Origin of the sequence: Acinetobacter higginsii, assembly GCF_000369525.1 — a bacterium.
GTDB lineage: Bacteria > Pseudomonadota > Gammaproteobacteria > Pseudomonadales > Moraxellaceae > Acinetobacter > Acinetobacter higginsii.
This window is the reverse complement of sequence record NZ_KB850072.1, coordinates 979605-997884: the sequence shown is the minus strand read 5'-3', so window position 1 is coordinate 997884 and position 18280 is coordinate 979605. Positions and strand designations below refer to the sequence as shown.

Sequence of the window (18280 nt, the reverse complement as noted above, 5' to 3'; positions counted from 1 at the left end):
CTCAACTAAAAAATCATTCTGAGTTCTTCTCCAGTTTCAGCTTATGGACAAACCTTCTAAAACTAGATTTTCTCATCACACACTATCGTGACAGGCGGTATGGATGCCGCCTTGTTGAGCTGCGGTAGCAAGGATGTACCGTCAGCTTAACAAAGGATTTTTGTTACTTTTCATCCTTGAAAAGTAAGGCAATGCCTTTACAACAATTATCTGCTCATACAGCATATATGCGGCAATGCCATTCATCCTTAACCTATTCTTCTCGAATGGGGTAAGCTTTCACCCTGCCTTTTTCATTGCAAAATCCTTACCAAATAACAGCTTATTTCTAAAAGTAGAAACAGGCGTTTGATCTGCAATCAACTCGGCATACCACATCCCATCTTCGGTATCACCAAACAGAACTGCACCAATCACTTTGTCTTTTTGGATAATGATACGTTTATAAATTTGACGCTTGTCATCATTGAGGATGATGTCTTCATAATCTTCTTTCGGTTCAAAGTTCCCAGCAGAGAACACATCCACACCGCTGACTTTTAACTGTGTTGGTACGGTCGGTGATTTAAAGGTTAAGCTGCCATGTTCAGCCAAATGCGTTGCACAGATGAAGGCTTGTCCCCAAAGTGGTTCAACTAGACCAAAGGTTTGATTACGATGTTCAATGCATTCACCCACAGCATAGATACTTGGATCAAAGGTTTGCATGGTGTCATTCACCAAAATGCCTCGATTACAACGCAGTCCTGCACTTTGAGCCAAGGCAATATTCGGGCGAATCCCAACCGCAAAAATCACTAAATCTGCGTCCAGTACCGTTCCATCTTTAAGACGGACTTGACTGACATGACCATCCTCACCGATCAATGCCTCGGTATTGGCCTCGGTAATGATATTGATACCCTTTTGCTCAATACTATGGCGCAACATGCGGCTGGCACGGCCATCCAACTGACGTTCCATAATTCGATCCATCAGGTGCAGAACTGTTACATTCATACCACGTTGTTTCAAGCCATACGCTGCTTCCAGACCCAGCAAACCACCACCAATCACCACCGCATTCTTTTTGGTTTCGCAATATTTGATCATGGTGTTGACATCATAAATATCACGGAAGCTAATCACGCCTTTTAGATCTACACCTTGCACAGGTGGAACAAATGGTGATGAACCAGTGGCAATAATCAAACGATCATAACCAACACTTTCGCCTTTCTCGGTATGTACCACTTTGCGGGTACGATCAATCTTGATCGCAGGGTCATCGGCAATAAATTGAATCCCTTTGTCGCTGTACCATGCATGTGGATGCAGCATGATTTCATCAATGGTTTTTTCACCAGAAAGTACTGGCGACAACATAATACGGTTGTAATTACCCCAAGGCTCCTCACCAATCACCGTCACATCATAACGATCTGGGGCCATATCCAATAAGTCCTCAAGACAACGCATACCCGCCAAACCATTGCCAATTAACACCAGTTTCAGCTTTTCTTGAGCAGCGCCATTGTTGGTAATATAAGTCTTTTGCGGAACAGACCCGACCCACACCCGACCATTTTCAATTTTGGTTGGAAAAACCAAGAGCTTTTGATCTTTATCTTCCAGACAACGCCCCGTCGCTAAGCTAAAATGTTGTTTATAAATCGGCGATGCAATCACGCGTTCACCTTGTAAATCGCCAATGATGCCGCGACACATCACATTGGCTTGGCTAAATGGATCTTTATTGCTAAGCGCATAAATCCGCTTTTCGTGACCAACACGAAACAGTGCAACGGATTGACCTTCGATCAGTGCGCCCACACCCGTATTTGGTGTGATGTCATCCAACGCACACACCTCGACCCATTGATTTTCTGGCAGCATATCGATGTTCTTTAAACTGGTCATTTGAGTTCTCCTTATGCTTCAACCATTGGGATACGATCGACTGAGCGTTCAGCGTCATTCAAAGGGCGAATCTGATCGCGCACTTGGGTAAATTGAATATGTGGGTCAGCTTGCTGTTCTGCACTGGCATTGATATAGGTTTGGAAACGTTTACGAATCTCAGGATCTTCAACCGCAGTACGCCATTCATCTTGATAAGTCCCAATCACATGACTCATACGACTTTCGAGTTCTTCGGCAAGTCCTAGCGAATCATCGACAATCACTGATTTGAGATAATCCAAACCGCCTTCCATATTGTCACGCCATACGCTGGTACGTTGTAAACGATCTGCAGTTTGGATATAGAACATAAAGAAACGGTCGATATAACGAATCAAGGTTTCGGTATCAAGGTCAGAAGCCAATAACTCTGCATGACGTGGTTTCATGCCACCATTACCACAGACATACATGTTCCAACCTTTCTCTGTTGCAATCACCCCGACATCTTTACCTTGCGCTTCGGCGCATTCACGGGTACAACCTGAAACCGCCATTTTCAATTTATGTGGCGAACGTAGGCCCTTATAGCGGTTCTCAAGTTCAATCGCCAAGCCCACAGAATCATCCACCCCGTAACGGCACCATGTACTACCGACACAGGATTTCACGGTACGTAATGATTTACCGTAAGCATGACCTGATTCAAAACCCGCTGCATTGAGTTCTTCCCAGATAAACGGGAGTTGATGAATTTGCGCACCAAATAAGTCGACACGTTGTCCACCGGTAATTTTGGTATACAAGTTATATTTTTTGGCAATTTGACCGACAGCAATTAAGCCATCTGGTGTGACTTCACCACCTGCCATACGTGGCACAACTGAGTAAGAACCATCTTTTTGAATGTTGCCTAGGTAGTAATCGTTACTGTCTTGTAGACCTGCATGGCTTGGTTCAAGTACGAAATCATTCCAACACGATGCCAAAATATTGGCCGCCATTGGCTTACAAATATCACAGCCTAGACCATGACCGTGTTGCTGAATCAAATCATCAAAGGTCTTGATTTCATTGACACGAACCAAGTGATAAATTTCTTGGCGTGAGTACGGGAAGTGCTCACACACATGGTTATTGACCGTTACGCCTTGGCGTTGTAGCTCAGACTTCAGCACTTGCGTGACTAAAGGTGCACAACCACCACAGGCTGTCGCCGCTTTAGTACATTTTTTCAAAGCACCGAGTGAGGTTGAACCATCACAAATTGCTTGGCAAATATCGGCTTTGGACACGTTATTACACGAACAAATGGTTGCGCTATCTGGCAATAAATCGACACCACTACCGCCTGCTTTCGCGCCTGAATCGGCAAAACCTGGCATGATCAAACTTTCAGGTGTTTCTGGTAGTGCCAGACCATTTAGCATCATTTGTAGTAGGTCATTGTATTCTTTGGCATCACCAACCAAGACCGCACCAAGCAACTTGGTTTTATCTGCATCGACCACGATCTTTTTATAAACCAAGCTATCTTCATCAGCATAAAAATAGCTGAGTGAGTTTGGTGTCATCCCATGTGCATCACCAACAGATGCAACGTCAACGCCCATCAACTTCAACTTGGTACTCATATCTGCACCCGCGAAACAATGCGTTTCTTCGGCTAAGATATGTTTTGCGGCAATACGCGCCATGTCATAGCCGGGTGCGACTAAGCCATAAATTTTATTATCCCACAGCGCACATTCACCAATTGCATAGATATGCTCATCTGAGGTTTGGCAATAATCATTTATTTTAATCCCGCCACGCTCACCCAATGCTAAACCACTCATGCGCGCTAATTCATCACGTGGGCGAATCCCCGCTGAGAATAAAATGATGTCTGCCTCCAGCTCACTGCCATCCGCAAACTTCATGATGTGTGTCGTGCTATCACCCGCTTCAATACATTGCGTGGCTTTTTGGGTATGGACTTTTACCCCAAGATTTTCAATTTTACGGCGTAATACTTTGCCACCGAGATCATCAATTTGTACTGCCATCAAACGCGGAGCAAACTCCACCACATGGGTTTCCAGATTTAAATCTCGCAATGCCTTGGCAGCTTCCAGCCCCAATAAACCACCACCAATCACTACACCGGTTTTGGCATTTAAGCTTGCGGCACGAATGGCATCTAAATCTTCAATAGTACGATAGACAAAACAGTTTTCACGATTATTGCCTGAGATTGGTGGAACAAAGGCATATGAACCTGTTGCTAAGACCAATTTGTCATAATGAATCGCATCACCGAAATTTGTGGTCACGGTTTGCTCAGCTGCATTAATTTCTACCGCTTTGGTATTCAGCCTTAAATCAATACCGTGCGCGTCTGCAAAATCAAAGCGAGCCAGTGATAAGTCTTTTGCTGTTTTACCAGAGAAATATTCAGTCAAATGTACGCGGTCATAGGCAATACGTGGTTCTTCAGCAAGAATAGTAATTTCTAATTCATCATCAGCTTTCTCTAAGATGGCTTCGATGAATTTATGCCCCACCATACCGTGACCAATCATCACTAATTTCATTGTGTTTTTCCTCAAATCGAATCTTTGATTAAGCTGCGCTACTTTGTTCTGAGCGACGTTCCAACATGGCTTGTTCGAACAGCTGTTGTTCTTTTTGTTTATGCTCTACCGAGAATCGGATCAGCATCACCGAGCTTGCAGCAATCACCACCAAGCCACCTAAAACCATTAAACAAGTTTGAAAATCGACCATTCCTTTCAACAAGAATCCTGCTGCGACTGCACCGACATTGCCGCCTGCACCAATAATGCCTGCCACCCCACCGAGTGCTTCACGATCAATAAATGGAACCAAGGCATAAGTTGCACCACATGCCATATGGGTAAACAGCGCAAAGATGGTCATACTGAGGATTGCAAAAACTGCACTATTCATATGCGCGAATAGCATCAGGAACAACCCTTCACCCAAGATCAACAGAAACAAGATCTTAGTGCGGCCATCCAAACCTTTTTTCAGCGCGACTTTGTCTGAAACAATCCCACCAAGGGCACGGGCAAACAGTGCCAGCAAACCAAAAACCCCTGCAGCCAGTCCCGCTTCTTTTAAGCCAAAGTTGAAGTGTTCGACGTAATACATCGCAATGATGTTGTGCATGAAGATTTCAATGCCGAAACATGCCGCATAAGAGCAGAATAGAATCCAGACCCGATAGTTACGCGCTGCGTACATTAGGATTGCCAAGCCACCTTTTTTATCGCTTCCAACTATGATGCCTTGTGCACGAAGTTCTTTAAAATCGCCTTGTGGGCAATCTTGAGTCAGCTTCCAATAAAGCACACCTACGATCAGCATCATCACACCAGGTACAAGCAATGCAATTCTCCAACCCATGGCTTGTTCTACACCGAACATCACCAAGGCAGACAATAGTAAAGGCATCAAGGCTTGTGTCGCACCACCACCTGCATTCCCCCAGCCAGCTGACGCGGCATTTGCAGTGCCTACAACATTTGGCGCAAACATAATGCTGGTATGGTATTGAGTAATCACAAAGCTGGCGCCAATTGCACCAATCAATAAGCGAAAAAATAGGAAGGATTCATAACTATTTGCTGCAGCAACACCAAATACAGGAATGCTACCCAGCAATAACAATGCAGTATAAGTTTTACGTGGGCCGTATTTGTCACACAGTGGGCCAACGATTAATCGAACCACAATCGTGATTGCAACAGCAGCAATATTAATATTGGCGATCTGATCTTTGGTGAGATGGAACTCGCCTGCGATCACTGGCATTAACGGTGCACAGGCAAACCAAGCAAAGAAACAAACGAAGAAAGCAAGCCAACTCATGTGGAATGCCCGCATCGCAGGTGCGGAAAAGTTGAATAACTTAATTGATGTGGCTTTTTTCGCCGATAAATCTAAAGACATTGCCATCTCCCATACTGAACGTATCATGTGTTGTTCATACAGCACGCTGTATCAACAAACCGATCAGATCGGACATCGTTGGCCGTCTTACAATTTTGCAAGTCATCTTTGACTTAAGGAATAGTTAGCAAATGCTGTGCCAAGTCTTAATTAAGACAAATAGAATAAAATATTAACCACTGTTTTATATCGTTTTTATTTAAAAAAAGCTCATCCAATACGATGATCAAGCAAGTTTTATATGGTGCATTCTTGGTAATGACCCGTTTTAAAGCAGAATTCGCACTGCTTCAAAACAACTCCTTTTACGCACCCAAAAAGTGCATCTTTCGTTCTAGTGGATATAATTCAAATTTTTCATTTCTTCTACTTGGTCACAGCGATACAATAAAGCGCATAAACAATACGCCCCATGGAGCGATTGCACCGAATAAGAAATCAAAATAGCTTCACTGGCACTAATTTTGCTTCAAAAACAATACGCACAGCACCTTATATCTGTGCACAACCCCACCGTTTGACCTAAATACTATGCCGAAACTCAAGATCGCACTTATTGATGACGACCAGGCTCGGGCTGAATACATAAAAACCTGTTTGATTGAACATGACTTTGATGTAGTGGCTTGTTTTACTCTCGATCATCTCAATATTTTTAAACTCGAACATCTTCAAGCCGATGTCATTCTGCTTGATATGGATCATCCACATCGCGATGTGATTGAAAGTTGTGTCTGCAACTTTGATCTGCCTACAGTCTTATTTACCAAGAACACCGATAAAGACACTATCAAACAAGCCATCGATGCAGGGATTACCGCCTATATCGTCGATGGTATAGACCCAAGCCGCTTACACACCATTTTAGATATTTCGATTGAGCAGTATAAAAAGCATAAAAAACTGGAATGTGACCTGAAAGATGCCAAGACCAAACTTGCAGATCGTAAAGACGTCGAAAAGGCCAAAGTGTTGCTGATGCAACTGCATGGCTTAACTGAAGACACCGCGTTTCAATTACTCAGAAAAAATGCCATGAGCCACCGCATGACTATTGGAGAAATGGCACGCCGTTTACTGGATGCCCAACAACTTTTAAATAATCAACTAAAGGATGAATAGATGAGCCATTTAGTCGAATTAGCAAAAGTAGAAAAAACCGAATTACAACTGGGCTATATTCCCTTACTTGATTGTGTCGCATTACTCTGGGCAAAGCAGCGTGGTTTTTTTGAAGAAGTCGGTTTAAATGTCAATTTAGTCAAGGAAGCTTCTTGGGCCAGTTTACGTGATCGTTTAGCTTTTGGCTTACTCGATGCAGCACATTGCCTATCTGCCATGCTCCCAGCAGCAGCGGTCGGAACCGATCAAATTGGGATTCCACTACAAACCCCGCTCGTGCTGAGTGAAAATCGAGCATTTATTAGCTTAAGCCAAAAGCTCTGTTATGCACTAAATATTCAGAAACAAGATACTGCAGAAAGTTCAGCCAAGAAACTGACGGATTATATGCGCCAAGATCAAAACGTCTCTTTGGCACATGTATTCCAACACTCGATTCATCACTATTGCTTAAGAGAATGGCTCGCTTTGGCCGACCCTCAACTAGCGCAAACCATTCAAATGAAAACCTTACCACCACCTTATATGGTTGAAGCGATCAGTAATCATTTAATAGATGGGTTTTGTGTCGGTGAACCTTGGAATACTCAAGCTGAGTTACAAGGTCTAAGCCAAATTGTCTGTTCAAGTCAGCACATTATCCCGAATGTTGCCGACAAAGTCTTAGCAGTCACACAAGAATGGGCGCAACAACATCCACACAGCTTGATTGCCTTAACCACTGCTATTCTCAAAGCGCAACAAGAATTACGTCAACTCGAAGATTTTGCACCGGTATGGCAACTTCTGATTGAGTTTGATGTGATTCAATTCCATTGCTCGCCAGACGTTCATGTTGAAAAGTACTTTACCATCCAGAATATCATTCGTAACTTTGTACAAAACAGTGCTGAGCCAAAAGCCCAAGACTTTGAATGGCTATTTCAACAAATGCATAAATGGAATGCTGTAGAACTTGAACGAGACACTTATATGACTCAAGCTCAGAATTGCCTATTGCTTGAAACCTATAAAGCTGCTGCGAATCCCACATAAAATAAAGGACAAAAAAAAGCTGTCTTGATATTTAAAGACAGCTTTTGAAAGACCCAAAAGGGATTACACCAATCACAAGTAATCCCTTAAGTAATCACTATCATATTGAAAGCAGAGATATCTTTTTCGGACATTTTTATGTCATTAACTGCCATCTAGAATGCGAATTTTTATCATTTCTGCCAACTGATTAAGCGACAACAGTGTTCAATCTCTAATCATCTTGCATTGCAGTCATCAAGCGCTTCACAATGTCACGCAATCAACAAGTAGCATCAGAAAAGGTTCAATATTCATATTTTAGCAACTACAGGTTTACTATCCTCATAAATAATAATTTAAACACATAAAAACAATATGTTAGCATAAAACCTTCATCCTATTGGATCACATAAAAATACACTTTACCCAATTCTTTTCTAAGGATTTAAGTCGCACTAAGATACCAAAATATAAATAGCTTGACTGCTGAGTTACACAAATCCCATGAACGAAATGAGGTAATTCAGTTTAGAATGTTTAAAAATAAAATTACGCTAAATTTTGTCATATTTTAACATTGCCAATTCCTTGCAAAGTTTTCATTATATGCACCATGCTTGGCATGCAAATTTCTTCATCGATTAAAACAAATTATAAAAAAATTGCAGAATTTTGTGCCATAATAAGCAAACTTTGCAGACATCTTGCAAAAAACTTTTGCAGATTTAGAATTGGAGCAGGCTGAATGAGCTCAACCATTTTGGTAATTCATGGACCGAATTTGAACTTGCTAGGAAAACGCGAACCAGAGGTATATGGTTATCTCACGTTAGATGATGTTAACCAGCAACTCACCGCTCAAGCCCAACATGCATCACTTACACTAGATACTTTTCAAAGCAATTGGGAAGGTGCGATTGTCGATCGTATCCATCAAGCACAAATCGAGGGTGTGAAATTTATCATTATTAACCCTGCTGCCTTGACCCACACCTCAGTTGCTTTACGCGATGCCTTACTTGGCGTTGCGATCCCATTTATTGAGGTTCATTTGTCAAATGTTCACGCCCGTGAATCATTCCGTCATCACTCATATTTATCAGATAAAGCCATTGGCGTAATTTGTGGCTTAGGTGCAAAGGGTTATTCCTTTGCTCTCGATTACGCTATCGAAAAAATTCAATCTTCTAACTAATTTAGACTTTTTAGGAATGCTCACTCATGGATATCCGTAAAATCAAGAAGCTCATCGACTTGATGATTGAATCTGACTTACAAGCGATTGAAGTTAAGGAAGGCGACCAATCCATCTCATTAACTCGCCCTACTCCTGTTTATGCCGCGGCTGCTGTAGCTGCAGCTCCAACAGTTACTGCTCCAGCACCAGCAGCAAAAACACCACGTGGTGCAGTTGAATCATCACCAATGGTTGGTGTGTTCTATGCAGCACCAAGTCCAGGTGAAGCACCATTTGTAAATGTAGGTCAAACAGTATCTGCGGGTGAAACATTAGGGATCATTGAAGCAATGAAAATCATGAACCCAATTGAAGCAACAAAAAGCGGCGTAATTGAAGAAATTCTAGTGAAAAATGGTGAAGTGATCCAATTCGGTCAACCACTTTTTCGCTACCGTGCTTAATCAGTTTGGGGATTCCTATGTTGCAAAAAGTATTAATTGCAAACCGTGGCGAAATCGCTTTACGAATTACTCGGGCTTGTAAAACTCTTGGCATTAAAACAGTTGGTATCTATTCAGATGCCGATAAAGATTTAATGCACTTACGCTTCGTTGATGAAGCAGTGTGTATCGGACCGGGTGCAAGTAGTGAAAGCTATTTAAATATTCCTGCAATTATTACTGCTGCAGAAATCACAGGTGCGGATGCAATCCATCCTGGTTATGGTTTTTTATCCGAGAATGCGGAATTTGCTGAAATCGTTGAAAGTTCTGGCTTTATTTTCATTGGCCCTCGCCCTGAACATATTCGCCTGATGGGGAATAAAGTATCAGCGATTATTGCCATGAAAAAATCAGGCGTACCAACGGTACCGGGCTGTGACCATGCAGTAACGATTAATAATGCGCTTGCTGAAGCAAAAGAAATCGGCTTCCCATTGATCGTGAAAGCGGCTTCTGGTGGCGGCGGTCGTGGTATGCGTATCGTAGAACGTGTCGACACACTGCTTGAATCGGTTCAAGCGGCGCAACGTGATGCTGAAATGTGGTTCGGTGACGATACGGTTTATATGGAACGTTTCTTACAGAAACCGCGTCATGTCGAAGTACAGGTTCTCGGTGATGGTAATGGTCATGCGATTCACCTCTATGATCGTGACTGTTCTTTACAACGTCGTCATCAAAAAGTATTAGAAGAAGCACCTGCACCAAACCTACCAGAACAAGCACGTGCCGATATTTTAGAAGCGTGTGTGAATGCATGTAAGTTGATGCAGTATCGTGGTGCAGGTACATTTGAGTTCTTATTTGAAGATGGTGAATTCTTCTTCATCGAAATGAATACCCGTGTTCAAGTTGAACATCCTGTGACTGAAATGGTGACTGGGGTTGATATCATTGAACAACAACTTCGTATTGCAGCTGGTTTAGGTCTTGAACTTGAACAAGAGCAAATCGAAGTTAAAGGTCATGCGATTGAATGTCGTATCAATGCTGAAGATCCAACCACGTTCCTACCGTCTCCAGGTAAAATTGAAAGTTTCTATGCACCAGGTGGTGCTGGTATCCGTTTGGATTCACACATCTATCAGGGCTATAACATCCCGCCTTACTATGACTCAATGATTGCAAAATTGATTTCTCATGGTAAAGACCGTGAAACATCATTAGCTCGCATGCGCCAAGCATTAGATGAAATGATTTTGACAGGAATTAAAACCAATATTCCTTTGCATAAAGATTTGATCTTACAAGACAAAAATTTCTGTGAACAGGCAATGGATATTCATTATCTTGAAAAACATTTGCTAAAACAGCTTGAACCAAAAGCTGAAAAAGCCTAAATAAAAAAGCCTCTTACTCAAGAGGCTTTTTTATGTCTAACACAATCTTATTAAGGTAAAACACGACGCAAGGTCGCAAAACATTTATCGCCTTTTTCACTGGCACAAAAATCGATAGTTGAATCATTGGCCCATTTTACAAAGTATTGGGAAACTTCACCCGTTTGATCTTGCTTTTGACCTGAACAGTCCATTTCATTATTGTCATATTTGATTTGCAGAACTAATGCGGGCAAGCGCTCTTTATGATCTTCTGATGGCTGATAATCATATAAGCCATACGACCATTCTTGACCACTTTTAATCACCACATCACTGGCACCACGGAAGTTATAGTATTCGACACACTTCTTATTGTTTGGAATTTCCATTCCCCACAGCCCCATAATCTCAGGGCGAGTTGTGACCCGAATCGCATTGGCTTTGGCTATTTGTTGAGGGGTTACTGTTGCTTTGTCATTTACGACCGTCTCTGCCATAGTCCATGTTGAGCAAGCCCATAATAATCCAATAATATAAATATTTTTCATAGATTTAATTAAGTCGTCATCTTAACGGTGCATAGGCTTAAATTAGCATATTTTTTGATAAAAGCATGCATTCATAACCATATAAACACAATATTTTTACCATGTAATTTAATTGCTTGTTTTGACACTTTTTCAGGTATGCTATTTTTCAAATTGTATTTAACTTTTTACTTTATAAAGATTTTCGCTTTAGGGATAAAAGCCATGAAATTTTCAGAATACGTACAGTACGATGGTTTGGGGTTAGCCGAGTTAGTCAAAAACAAAGAAGTTCAGCCGTCAGAGCTGCTCGAAATCGCATTAGAACGAAGCAATCAAGTCAATCCTAAACTGAATGCCATCATTATCCCAATGTATGAACAAGCCAAACAACGCGCTCAACACGCTTTATCAGGTCCATTCTCAGGTGTTCCATTTTTAGTCAAAGATCTATTTCAAGAATACCAAGGTGTGCCAACCTCTTATGGCAGTCAAGCATTAAAAAAAATCAATTACACACCAGACTTTAATGCAGAAATTGTCAATCGCTGGGAACAAACTGGTATTGTCACTTTTGGACGAACGAATACGCCTGAATTTGGCATTAAAGGAATTACAGAACCAGAGGCTTGGGGTTCATGCCACAATCCATGGAATTTAAAACATAATACGGGTGGCTCTTCAGGCGGTTCTGCTTCGGCCGTTGCAGCGGGGTTAGTACCGATTGCGGGTGCCGGTGATGGCGGTGGATCAATTCGTATCCCTGCTTCGTATTGCGGTCTATTTGGACTTAAACCCAGTCGTGGACGTACGCCATGGGGGCCACAATTCAGCGAAGCTATGCACGGCGCTGCCATGCAGCATGTAATCAGCAAAACTGTGCGGGATAGCGCGGCAATGCTTGATGCGGTGCAAGGCCCTGAACAAACTTCATTATTTCGAATTGAAGCCCCTAAACAAAACTACTTAGATATCATTCGACAAAGCCCCAAAAAACTCCGCATTGCGTTTAGCACCCAGTCACCGATTGGTAGCAAGATTTCTAAAGATGCAATCCAAGCGGTGCAACAAACCGCTAAACTGTTGGAATCATTAGGTCATATTGTGGTTGAAGACCGACCTAAAATTGATGGCCTCGAACTGGCAAAAGATTTTGTCACCACATGGTTCAGTCAGTTCTCCTATATGCAGGCACAAATCAAACAAATGGCAGGTGCTACCGATCGTGATTTTGAACTGGATTCGATTGCTTTAGCCGCCTTTGGTGCGAAGACTACGGCGACAGAATATATTCACACGCTCAATAATTGGGGACTGTACAGCACCCAGATGAATATTTTCTTTGAAAGATATGACTTATACCTCACCCCAACCACAGCCTCAGTCGCGCCTAAAAATGGTGAGGTTGCTACACCTGCTTGGCAGAAGCCAATCCTAAAAGGCTTGCTAAAACTAGGAAAAGCCCACTATTTAGCACAGGGTAAATTGGTTGAAAAAATGGTACAGGACAATTTAAGTTGGGTACCATTTACCCAGCTCGCCAATGTAACAGGCCTACCTGCAATGTCAGTCCCTTTGTATTGGAATAAATACGGTATGCCACTGGGTAGCCAGTTTATCGCGCCTTTTGGATGTGAAGACCGCTTGTTGCAACTTGCTGCTCAACTGGAACAAGCACAACCATGGTTGCCGCAATATAAACACATCCAAATCTAGTCTAGGTTTTGGCTGCTGTTTCCACTTGATTCGGCAGCCATAGCACCAGTAATAAACCAAACAAAACCACCACACTGGCACAGTAGAAAATGGTCACACCTGAAAATATTTGCCAGTAATGCCCTGCCAATAAACTTCCAGATGCCACCCCTAAGCCCCACATCGTGCTATACAACGCCTGTCCTCGGCCTTGTTGCTCTGGTGTAAAGTTTTGAAAAATTACTTTCATGGCAATCAGGTGGAACAGGCCAAAACTAAAGGCATGTAAGCATTGAGCAAGCAACTGTCCAATATAATTGGTTTCTAAGATACCAACCAAGAACCAACGTAAACTGGTCAAAACTAAGCAAATCACCACCAGTGTCCGCCATGAAAAGCGAGTGAAGAATAGCTTTTGTGCCACCGCAAACATCACAATTTCAGCAATCACCCCCATCGCCCATAAGCTGCCAATTTGTGTGGTGCTAAAACCAATCTCTTTGAGGAAGTTACTATAGAAGCTATAAAACGGTGCCAATGAAAACAGCAAAATAAATTCAATACTAAAAAATGCAGCAACGATGGGCCGTTTTAAAATCGGGAGTAGCGGTTCAAGCGTTTTCTGAGAGCTTGGTGCATGTTCAGGTTCTTTAATACTAAATGACCAGAGAAAAGCCAGAAATGAAACAAAGAGCAATAAAATAGGCAGCATTGAAATCGGAATAACCTCCAACAAAGCCCCAATTACAAATACACCGACAATAAAACCAACAGATCCCCATTTACGCACTTTGCCATAGAGTTCCGCACGCTTTTCACCTAGCCAAAATAAAGTCACGCCCTCAAATTGCGCCAAGATAGCATTTTGGAAGAAGCTAAAAATCAACATCAGTAAAGCCACCGATTGGAAGCTATTCGGAATTACGAAGATGGCGAACCAGATACAAGCTTCCATCCATGTCGCAATTCGAACCAAAAGCATTCGTTTACCTGATTTATCGGCAATCCAACCCCAAATCAGCGGTGCAAAAAAACGCGTGATAATGGCAATCGAAGAAAGAATACCGATCTCTTGATAATTGAACCCCTGATCTTGTAGATACAGGTTCCAATACGGCATGAAAGTTCCGACTATGGCATAGTAGAAGAAGTAGAAACCTGCGAGTCTGGTATTGATGGTCAGTGGTTGCATTTATCTTGGATCATTAGACCTATATAAAGAGTTCCACTCTAACAGAGTGATCAGCTAATTTATTTTTAGTATCCAATTATATATACAAATCATTGGCTTTAAATCCTCTATAAACCGATAATTAGCCTGCACTTCCAAATGCGCTTGCTGCATTTACACTAAGCAGTTTTCATCACCAATCTGGTAACCCCATTCACAATCATATCAATTGCAATTGTGCCAATAAGTAATGCCGCCAACCGGCCAACAATATCGAAATAGCGATCAATATATTTGGCATGCTTATAGCGCAAATGATCATGCGAGAGTTTCATCACAATTAATACACTACATGTTAAAAATAGCGTACATGCGATCACGATTGCTGCCTCAGCAATTGACATACTCATGCCAGTTACAACAGCAGCACTGATTGTTCCAGGCCCAATCATAAAAGGCATAGCCACTGTACCTGCTAAATGTTCTGGAGCACCTCGCATTTCACCAATCGTATCTGCCCCCTGGAAAACATAGCGATAGCCAATGACCAAAAAAATAAGGCCACCAAATATCTGGAACGATTCAAACCGTACATTTAAGTACTTACTAAAAATTGCTTCGCCTCCCCAAGCAAAAAGTAAAAACACAACATAAGCAATCAGCCCACCTTGTATCAGCGCACGATTAAATATTCTGGTCTCTGTATGTCGAATTAACCCGATCATATAGACACTCATCAGAAATGGATTCAACAATGAGAAAAATAAGAGAAATGTGCTCAAATAAGAAGAAGTCATCGCCCCACACTCCAATGCGTCTTCAATACGTTAATCAACTTTCTACAAAAGATTGAGTTCATACGTTTTTTGCAAATGATTAAAAATTATAAACAAACATGACATTCAACAACTTGTTCCATTGACCATCATCACCGCTGGCCAAAGAATTTATGCTTCCTCCAATAAATGGGTCATTTTTACTGGTGATATATTCTGAATAAAGCGAGATCTGCTTATAGTTCCAAGCTGCGCCGATGATATTACGTTGAGAGTTTTTATAATTCTGCTCATCTTTATTCAATCCACTTAAGACCACATAAGGCGTGACATTCAGGCCATTTATGACATCTTTAAAGCTATAGTTCATATCGACGGAATAAAAAGTGCCGCTATTTGCAATGTTGTAAGCAGTATCAAATGATCCAAATGTGGAGTAATTTAAAATTGGATCTTTATTGTCTATTTTGATCTGTCCTGCCGTCAGGGTTATGGCTAAGTTTTTATAATTAAGAGTATTAAATAATGACCAAGCTTTGCGATTGCCCTCTTTATGATTTTGTTGATTCTCAATGATTGAATACCAGTAACTTCCGCCAACAGCCATATCTAAGTCATCATTATTGAAAAAGCTAAGCTCTTGTTTGGCTCTCATCACGAACATATTTTTTTCTTTTAAGCTCGTCATGGTTGGATCATTTGTTTTCACTGTATTAGCAGAATAACGAGCCGTATCATTATCTGCTGTACCTGTGTAATGACCGCCATCTCTGGCAAAGTAGGCCAAATCAATTTTGGTGGCCGAAGGTAATTCAGTATGATAATTAATCCCTAGATTGAGTACATCTTGGAGCCCCATTGTATAATTGAGACCTGCATAAAAACTGCTATCCCAAAAACGGCTAGGACCAAAAGGTACAGGCTGTAAGCCAAGCGTTATGTGATCTGTATGATTTAAACGATAGCCTGCATATGCAGAAACTAAAGTTGAAAAATCGCATAAATCAGACCATTGATAACAGCGCCACTGTATATTTCCAAATACATTCGGTGACTCATATCCAATATTCACAATAGCGGCATCAAACTGAATACTATTATCTGAATCAGTATTTTGACCGTAGTCCTTATAGTTGTATTTGGCACGCAATGCACCAGAAACAGTGACAGCTCCTGTATCCATTTTTGGATCACCGAAAGTAATACCCGCACATACAGGAAAAGCGATCCCAACTGCCAAGAATCCCATACTTAGCTTGATATTTATCTTATGCACTGATATCTCCTTGTATCGATATTAGAGAGAAATCCATTCCAATTTCTTTCTTGATTTTTAATAAAAGCATCTTATTCTGATCAAAAAATAGTCCTTTTAAATTAAGCACTCAGGATTGATTTAAAACTTGTAATGACCTGATCTAAAAGGGTTGATATATTTTAAACTTCAAATTAAACCATGTATTTCTTTCCAATTACCTGGATGAACCACGTAACCAAATACAGCATGTCCCGCGTAAATTAGCTCGGTTCCTTCAGGTATCCACAGCATCTGTCCTGGCCGAACTTCGTACTTCTGCCCATTTGCAGTAAGTTCAAAACAACCTTCAATGACAAAAATGACTTCATCATAAAGTAATTTCCAACTCACTTCCGCACCTTCCCAACGTGCAAAACCAATACCCATATTTGGAGAAACATCAGCTCCTAATGCTCTGGCAACATAAGCAGTACCTTGAGGTGTTTCACCACGGAGATTGAAAACTAATTGTTTACTATCAACTAAACGAACTTCATTCATAATTTTTTACCTTATAATTCACTACGGCTACGCCATTTTTCAAATCGAATACGCGTCTTCACGCCTAGACCTAAAAACGGTTCTGGCGGATTTAAACTTGGCATACCCGTCACGTACTGGATATCACGTAAAGCCTGAGAATCAGTTCCCACAACTAGATCGGCTAATAATGTTCCCGAAATTGTTCCCCAAGCTGCTCCAACACCATTGTCACAAGCACTTGCATAAACACCCTCTTCTAATTCACCAAAAAAATTGGTGAAATTACGAGAAATCGCGTAAACACCACCCCATGTATGTGTAAATGGCACATCAGCTAACTCTGGATAACGTGCTAAAAAGGCTTTGCGATGATCAGCTTGTATCCAATGACGATTATCATCACTCACATTGGCACCATATTTCGGTACATGTTTATAAGTATTACGGATCAAGATACGACGATCTGCTGTCATCCGTAATGTTGTTCCAGCATGATCTGCTGGTGTTAATCCCCAATTCAACTCACCCAGAAAAATAGTCATTTCTTGGTCTGTCAGTGGACGTGTCCAACTCGCAAAGGTCATGACGGGTAATAAGCGATTTTTCAAATAGCCAAATTCACGCGTGAAAATACTGGTTGCTAGAAGTACTTTAGGCGTGGTGATTAGGCCATGATCACCTTCTAAGACCCATTGATTATTGTTTCTTTGCAGATTTCGAATCGGTGATTGCTCTAATAACTCAACATTTTCTGGTAAATGATCACCCATCCCCCTTACCAAAGCTGCTGGTTGCATTAAGTAAGAACCAGGGGTAAAAATTGCACGGCTATAAAAATCTGTCCCGAGTACTTTTTTCAGCTCGGCCTTTTCGATCCAACGATATGGTTCACCTAAATCTTTCATCAAATGTTCAAAATGATTGAGATGAGCTTCACCTCTTTCACCTACAGCGCCTTGGTATTTACCAACTGCCGACCACTGACAATCAATATGATGGCGCTCGACTAAACCTTGTAATTGTGCAATTGCAGATCGATTTAGACTTAACAACTTTTGCTTATGCGAAGGATCTGGATGTGATAATGCAAATTTATGCGGTAAATCAATCACAAAGCCAGAGTTACGTCCAGATGCACCTTCAGCCACACGTTGTGCATCCACTAGAATAATACGGGCATTTGGCTTGAGTTCTGCCAATCTACGAGCTGCGGCTAATCCGGCGAAACCCGCTCCAATAATGGCGTAGTCTGCTTTTTGTGAACCTATTAACTTTTTAGCAGGACCTGCTGGAGGTAATGCCGCATACCAACCACAGGTACGATCATCATTTGGTAAAGCAATCATTTT

15 protein-coding genes are annotated in these 18280 nt (G+C 41.6%); 6 read left to right on the top strand and 9 right to left on the bottom strand.

Annotated features, from left to right (window positions below; genetic code table 11):
• Window positions 1–279: 279 nt before the first annotated feature.
• From nirD to F902_RS10640, 3 genes are read right to left on the bottom strand one after another with little or no spacing between them, the layout of a single operon-like run.
• Window positions 280–1899 (bottom strand): nitrite reductase small subunit NirD, encoded by a 1620-nt coding sequence (gene nirD, locus F902_RS10650; protein ID WP_005203317.1) that lies wholly within the window; start codon window positions 1897–1899, stop codon window positions 280–282.
• Between the two features lie 11 nt (window positions 1900–1910).
• Window positions 1911–4457 carry a nitrite reductase large subunit NirB gene (nirB, locus tag F902_RS10645; RefSeq protein WP_005203315.1) on the bottom strand — a complete coding sequence of 849 codons (2547 nt, stop codon included), beginning with the start codon at window positions 4455–4457 and terminating at the stop codon, window positions 1911–1913.
• Window positions 4458–4485: 28 nt separating this feature from the next.
• Window positions 4486–5838: an MFS transporter gene (locus tag F902_RS10640; RefSeq protein ID WP_005203313.1), complete on the bottom strand. Its 1353-nt coding sequence runs from the start codon at window positions 5836–5838 to the stop codon at window positions 4486–4488.
• Between the two features lie 531 nt (window positions 5839–6369).
• Between F902_RS10640 and F902_RS10635 the strand changes: the two genes are divergently transcribed.
• The 5 genes from F902_RS10635 to accC all read left to right on the top strand — a co-directional run bounded on the left by F902_RS10635 (window position 6370) and on the right by accC (window position 11000).
• Window positions 6370–6960 (top strand): ANTAR domain-containing response regulator, encoded by a 591-nt coding sequence (locus F902_RS10635; RefSeq protein WP_005203312.1) that lies wholly within the window; start codon window positions 6370–6372, stop codon window positions 6958–6960.
• Complete coding sequence (locus tag F902_RS10630) at window positions 6961–7995, top strand: ABC transporter substrate-binding protein (protein WP_005203311.1); 1035 nt, start codon at window positions 6961–6963, stop codon at window positions 7993–7995.
• A gap of 727 nt (window positions 7996–8722) precedes the next feature.
• Window positions 8723–9172 carry a type II 3-dehydroquinate dehydratase gene (gene aroQ / locus F902_RS10625; RefSeq protein WP_005203310.1) on the top strand — a complete coding sequence of 150 codons (450 nt, stop codon included), beginning with the start codon at window positions 8723–8725 and terminating at the stop codon, window positions 9170–9172.
• Window positions 9173–9198: 26 nt separating this feature from the next.
• Window positions 9199–9618: an acetyl-CoA carboxylase biotin carboxyl carrier protein gene (gene accB, locus F902_RS10620; protein ID WP_005203309.1), complete on the top strand. Its 420-nt coding sequence runs from the start codon at window positions 9199–9201 to the stop codon at window positions 9616–9618.
• Between the two features lie 17 nt (window positions 9619–9635).
• Entirely contained in the window at window positions 9636–11000 is a 1365-nt protein-coding gene (accC, locus tag F902_RS10615; RefSeq protein WP_004807534.1) for an acetyl-CoA carboxylase biotin carboxylase subunit, read from the top strand.
• A 50-nt stretch (window positions 11001–11050) separates the two neighbouring features.
• On the opposite strand, the gene F902_RS10610 is transcribed toward accC, so the two are convergent.
• On the bottom strand, window positions 11051–11530 hold the full coding sequence (locus F902_RS10610) for a hypothetical protein (protein ID WP_004807536.1): 480 nt from the start codon (window positions 11528–11530) through the stop codon (window positions 11051–11053).
• 204 nt (window positions 11531–11734) lie between these two features.
• Here F902_RS10610 and F902_RS10605 point away from each other — a divergent pair, with 204 nt between their 5' ends.
• Window positions 11735–13225, top strand: coding sequence for an amidase (locus F902_RS10605; RefSeq protein ID WP_005203306.1), 1491 nt, complete (start codon window positions 11735–11737; stop codon window positions 13223–13225).
• A gap of 1 nt (window position 13226) precedes the next feature.
• Here F902_RS10605 and F902_RS10600 read toward each other — a convergent pair whose 3' ends face one another.
• The 5 genes from F902_RS10600 to F902_RS10580 form a co-directional block, all read right to left on the bottom strand.
• On the bottom strand, window positions 13227–14396 hold the full coding sequence (locus tag F902_RS10600; RefSeq protein ID WP_017402309.1) for an MFS transporter: 1170 nt from the start codon (window positions 14394–14396) through the stop codon (window positions 13227–13229).
• Between the two features lie 158 nt (window positions 14397–14554).
• Entirely contained in the window at window positions 14555–15172 is a 618-nt protein-coding gene (locus F902_RS10595; protein ID WP_005203302.1) for a MarC family protein, read from the bottom strand.
• A gap of 79 nt (window positions 15173–15251) precedes the next feature.
• Window positions 15252–16427 carry a hypothetical protein gene (locus F902_RS10590; protein WP_005203300.1) on the bottom strand — a complete coding sequence of 392 codons (1176 nt, stop codon included), beginning with the start codon at window positions 16425–16427 and terminating at the stop codon, window positions 15252–15254.
• Between the two features lie 168 nt (window positions 16428–16595).
• Window positions 16596–16949, bottom strand: a complete 354-nt coding sequence (locus tag F902_RS10585) for a cupin domain-containing protein (protein WP_005203299.1) — start codon at window positions 16947–16949, stop codon at window positions 16596–16598.
• Between the two features lie 11 nt (window positions 16950–16960).
• On the bottom strand, window positions 16961–18277 hold the full coding sequence (locus F902_RS10580) for an NAD(P)/FAD-dependent oxidoreductase (RefSeq protein WP_005203297.1): 1317 nt from the start codon (window positions 18275–18277) through the stop codon (window positions 16961–16963).
• Window positions 18278–18280 lie beyond the last annotated feature (3 nt).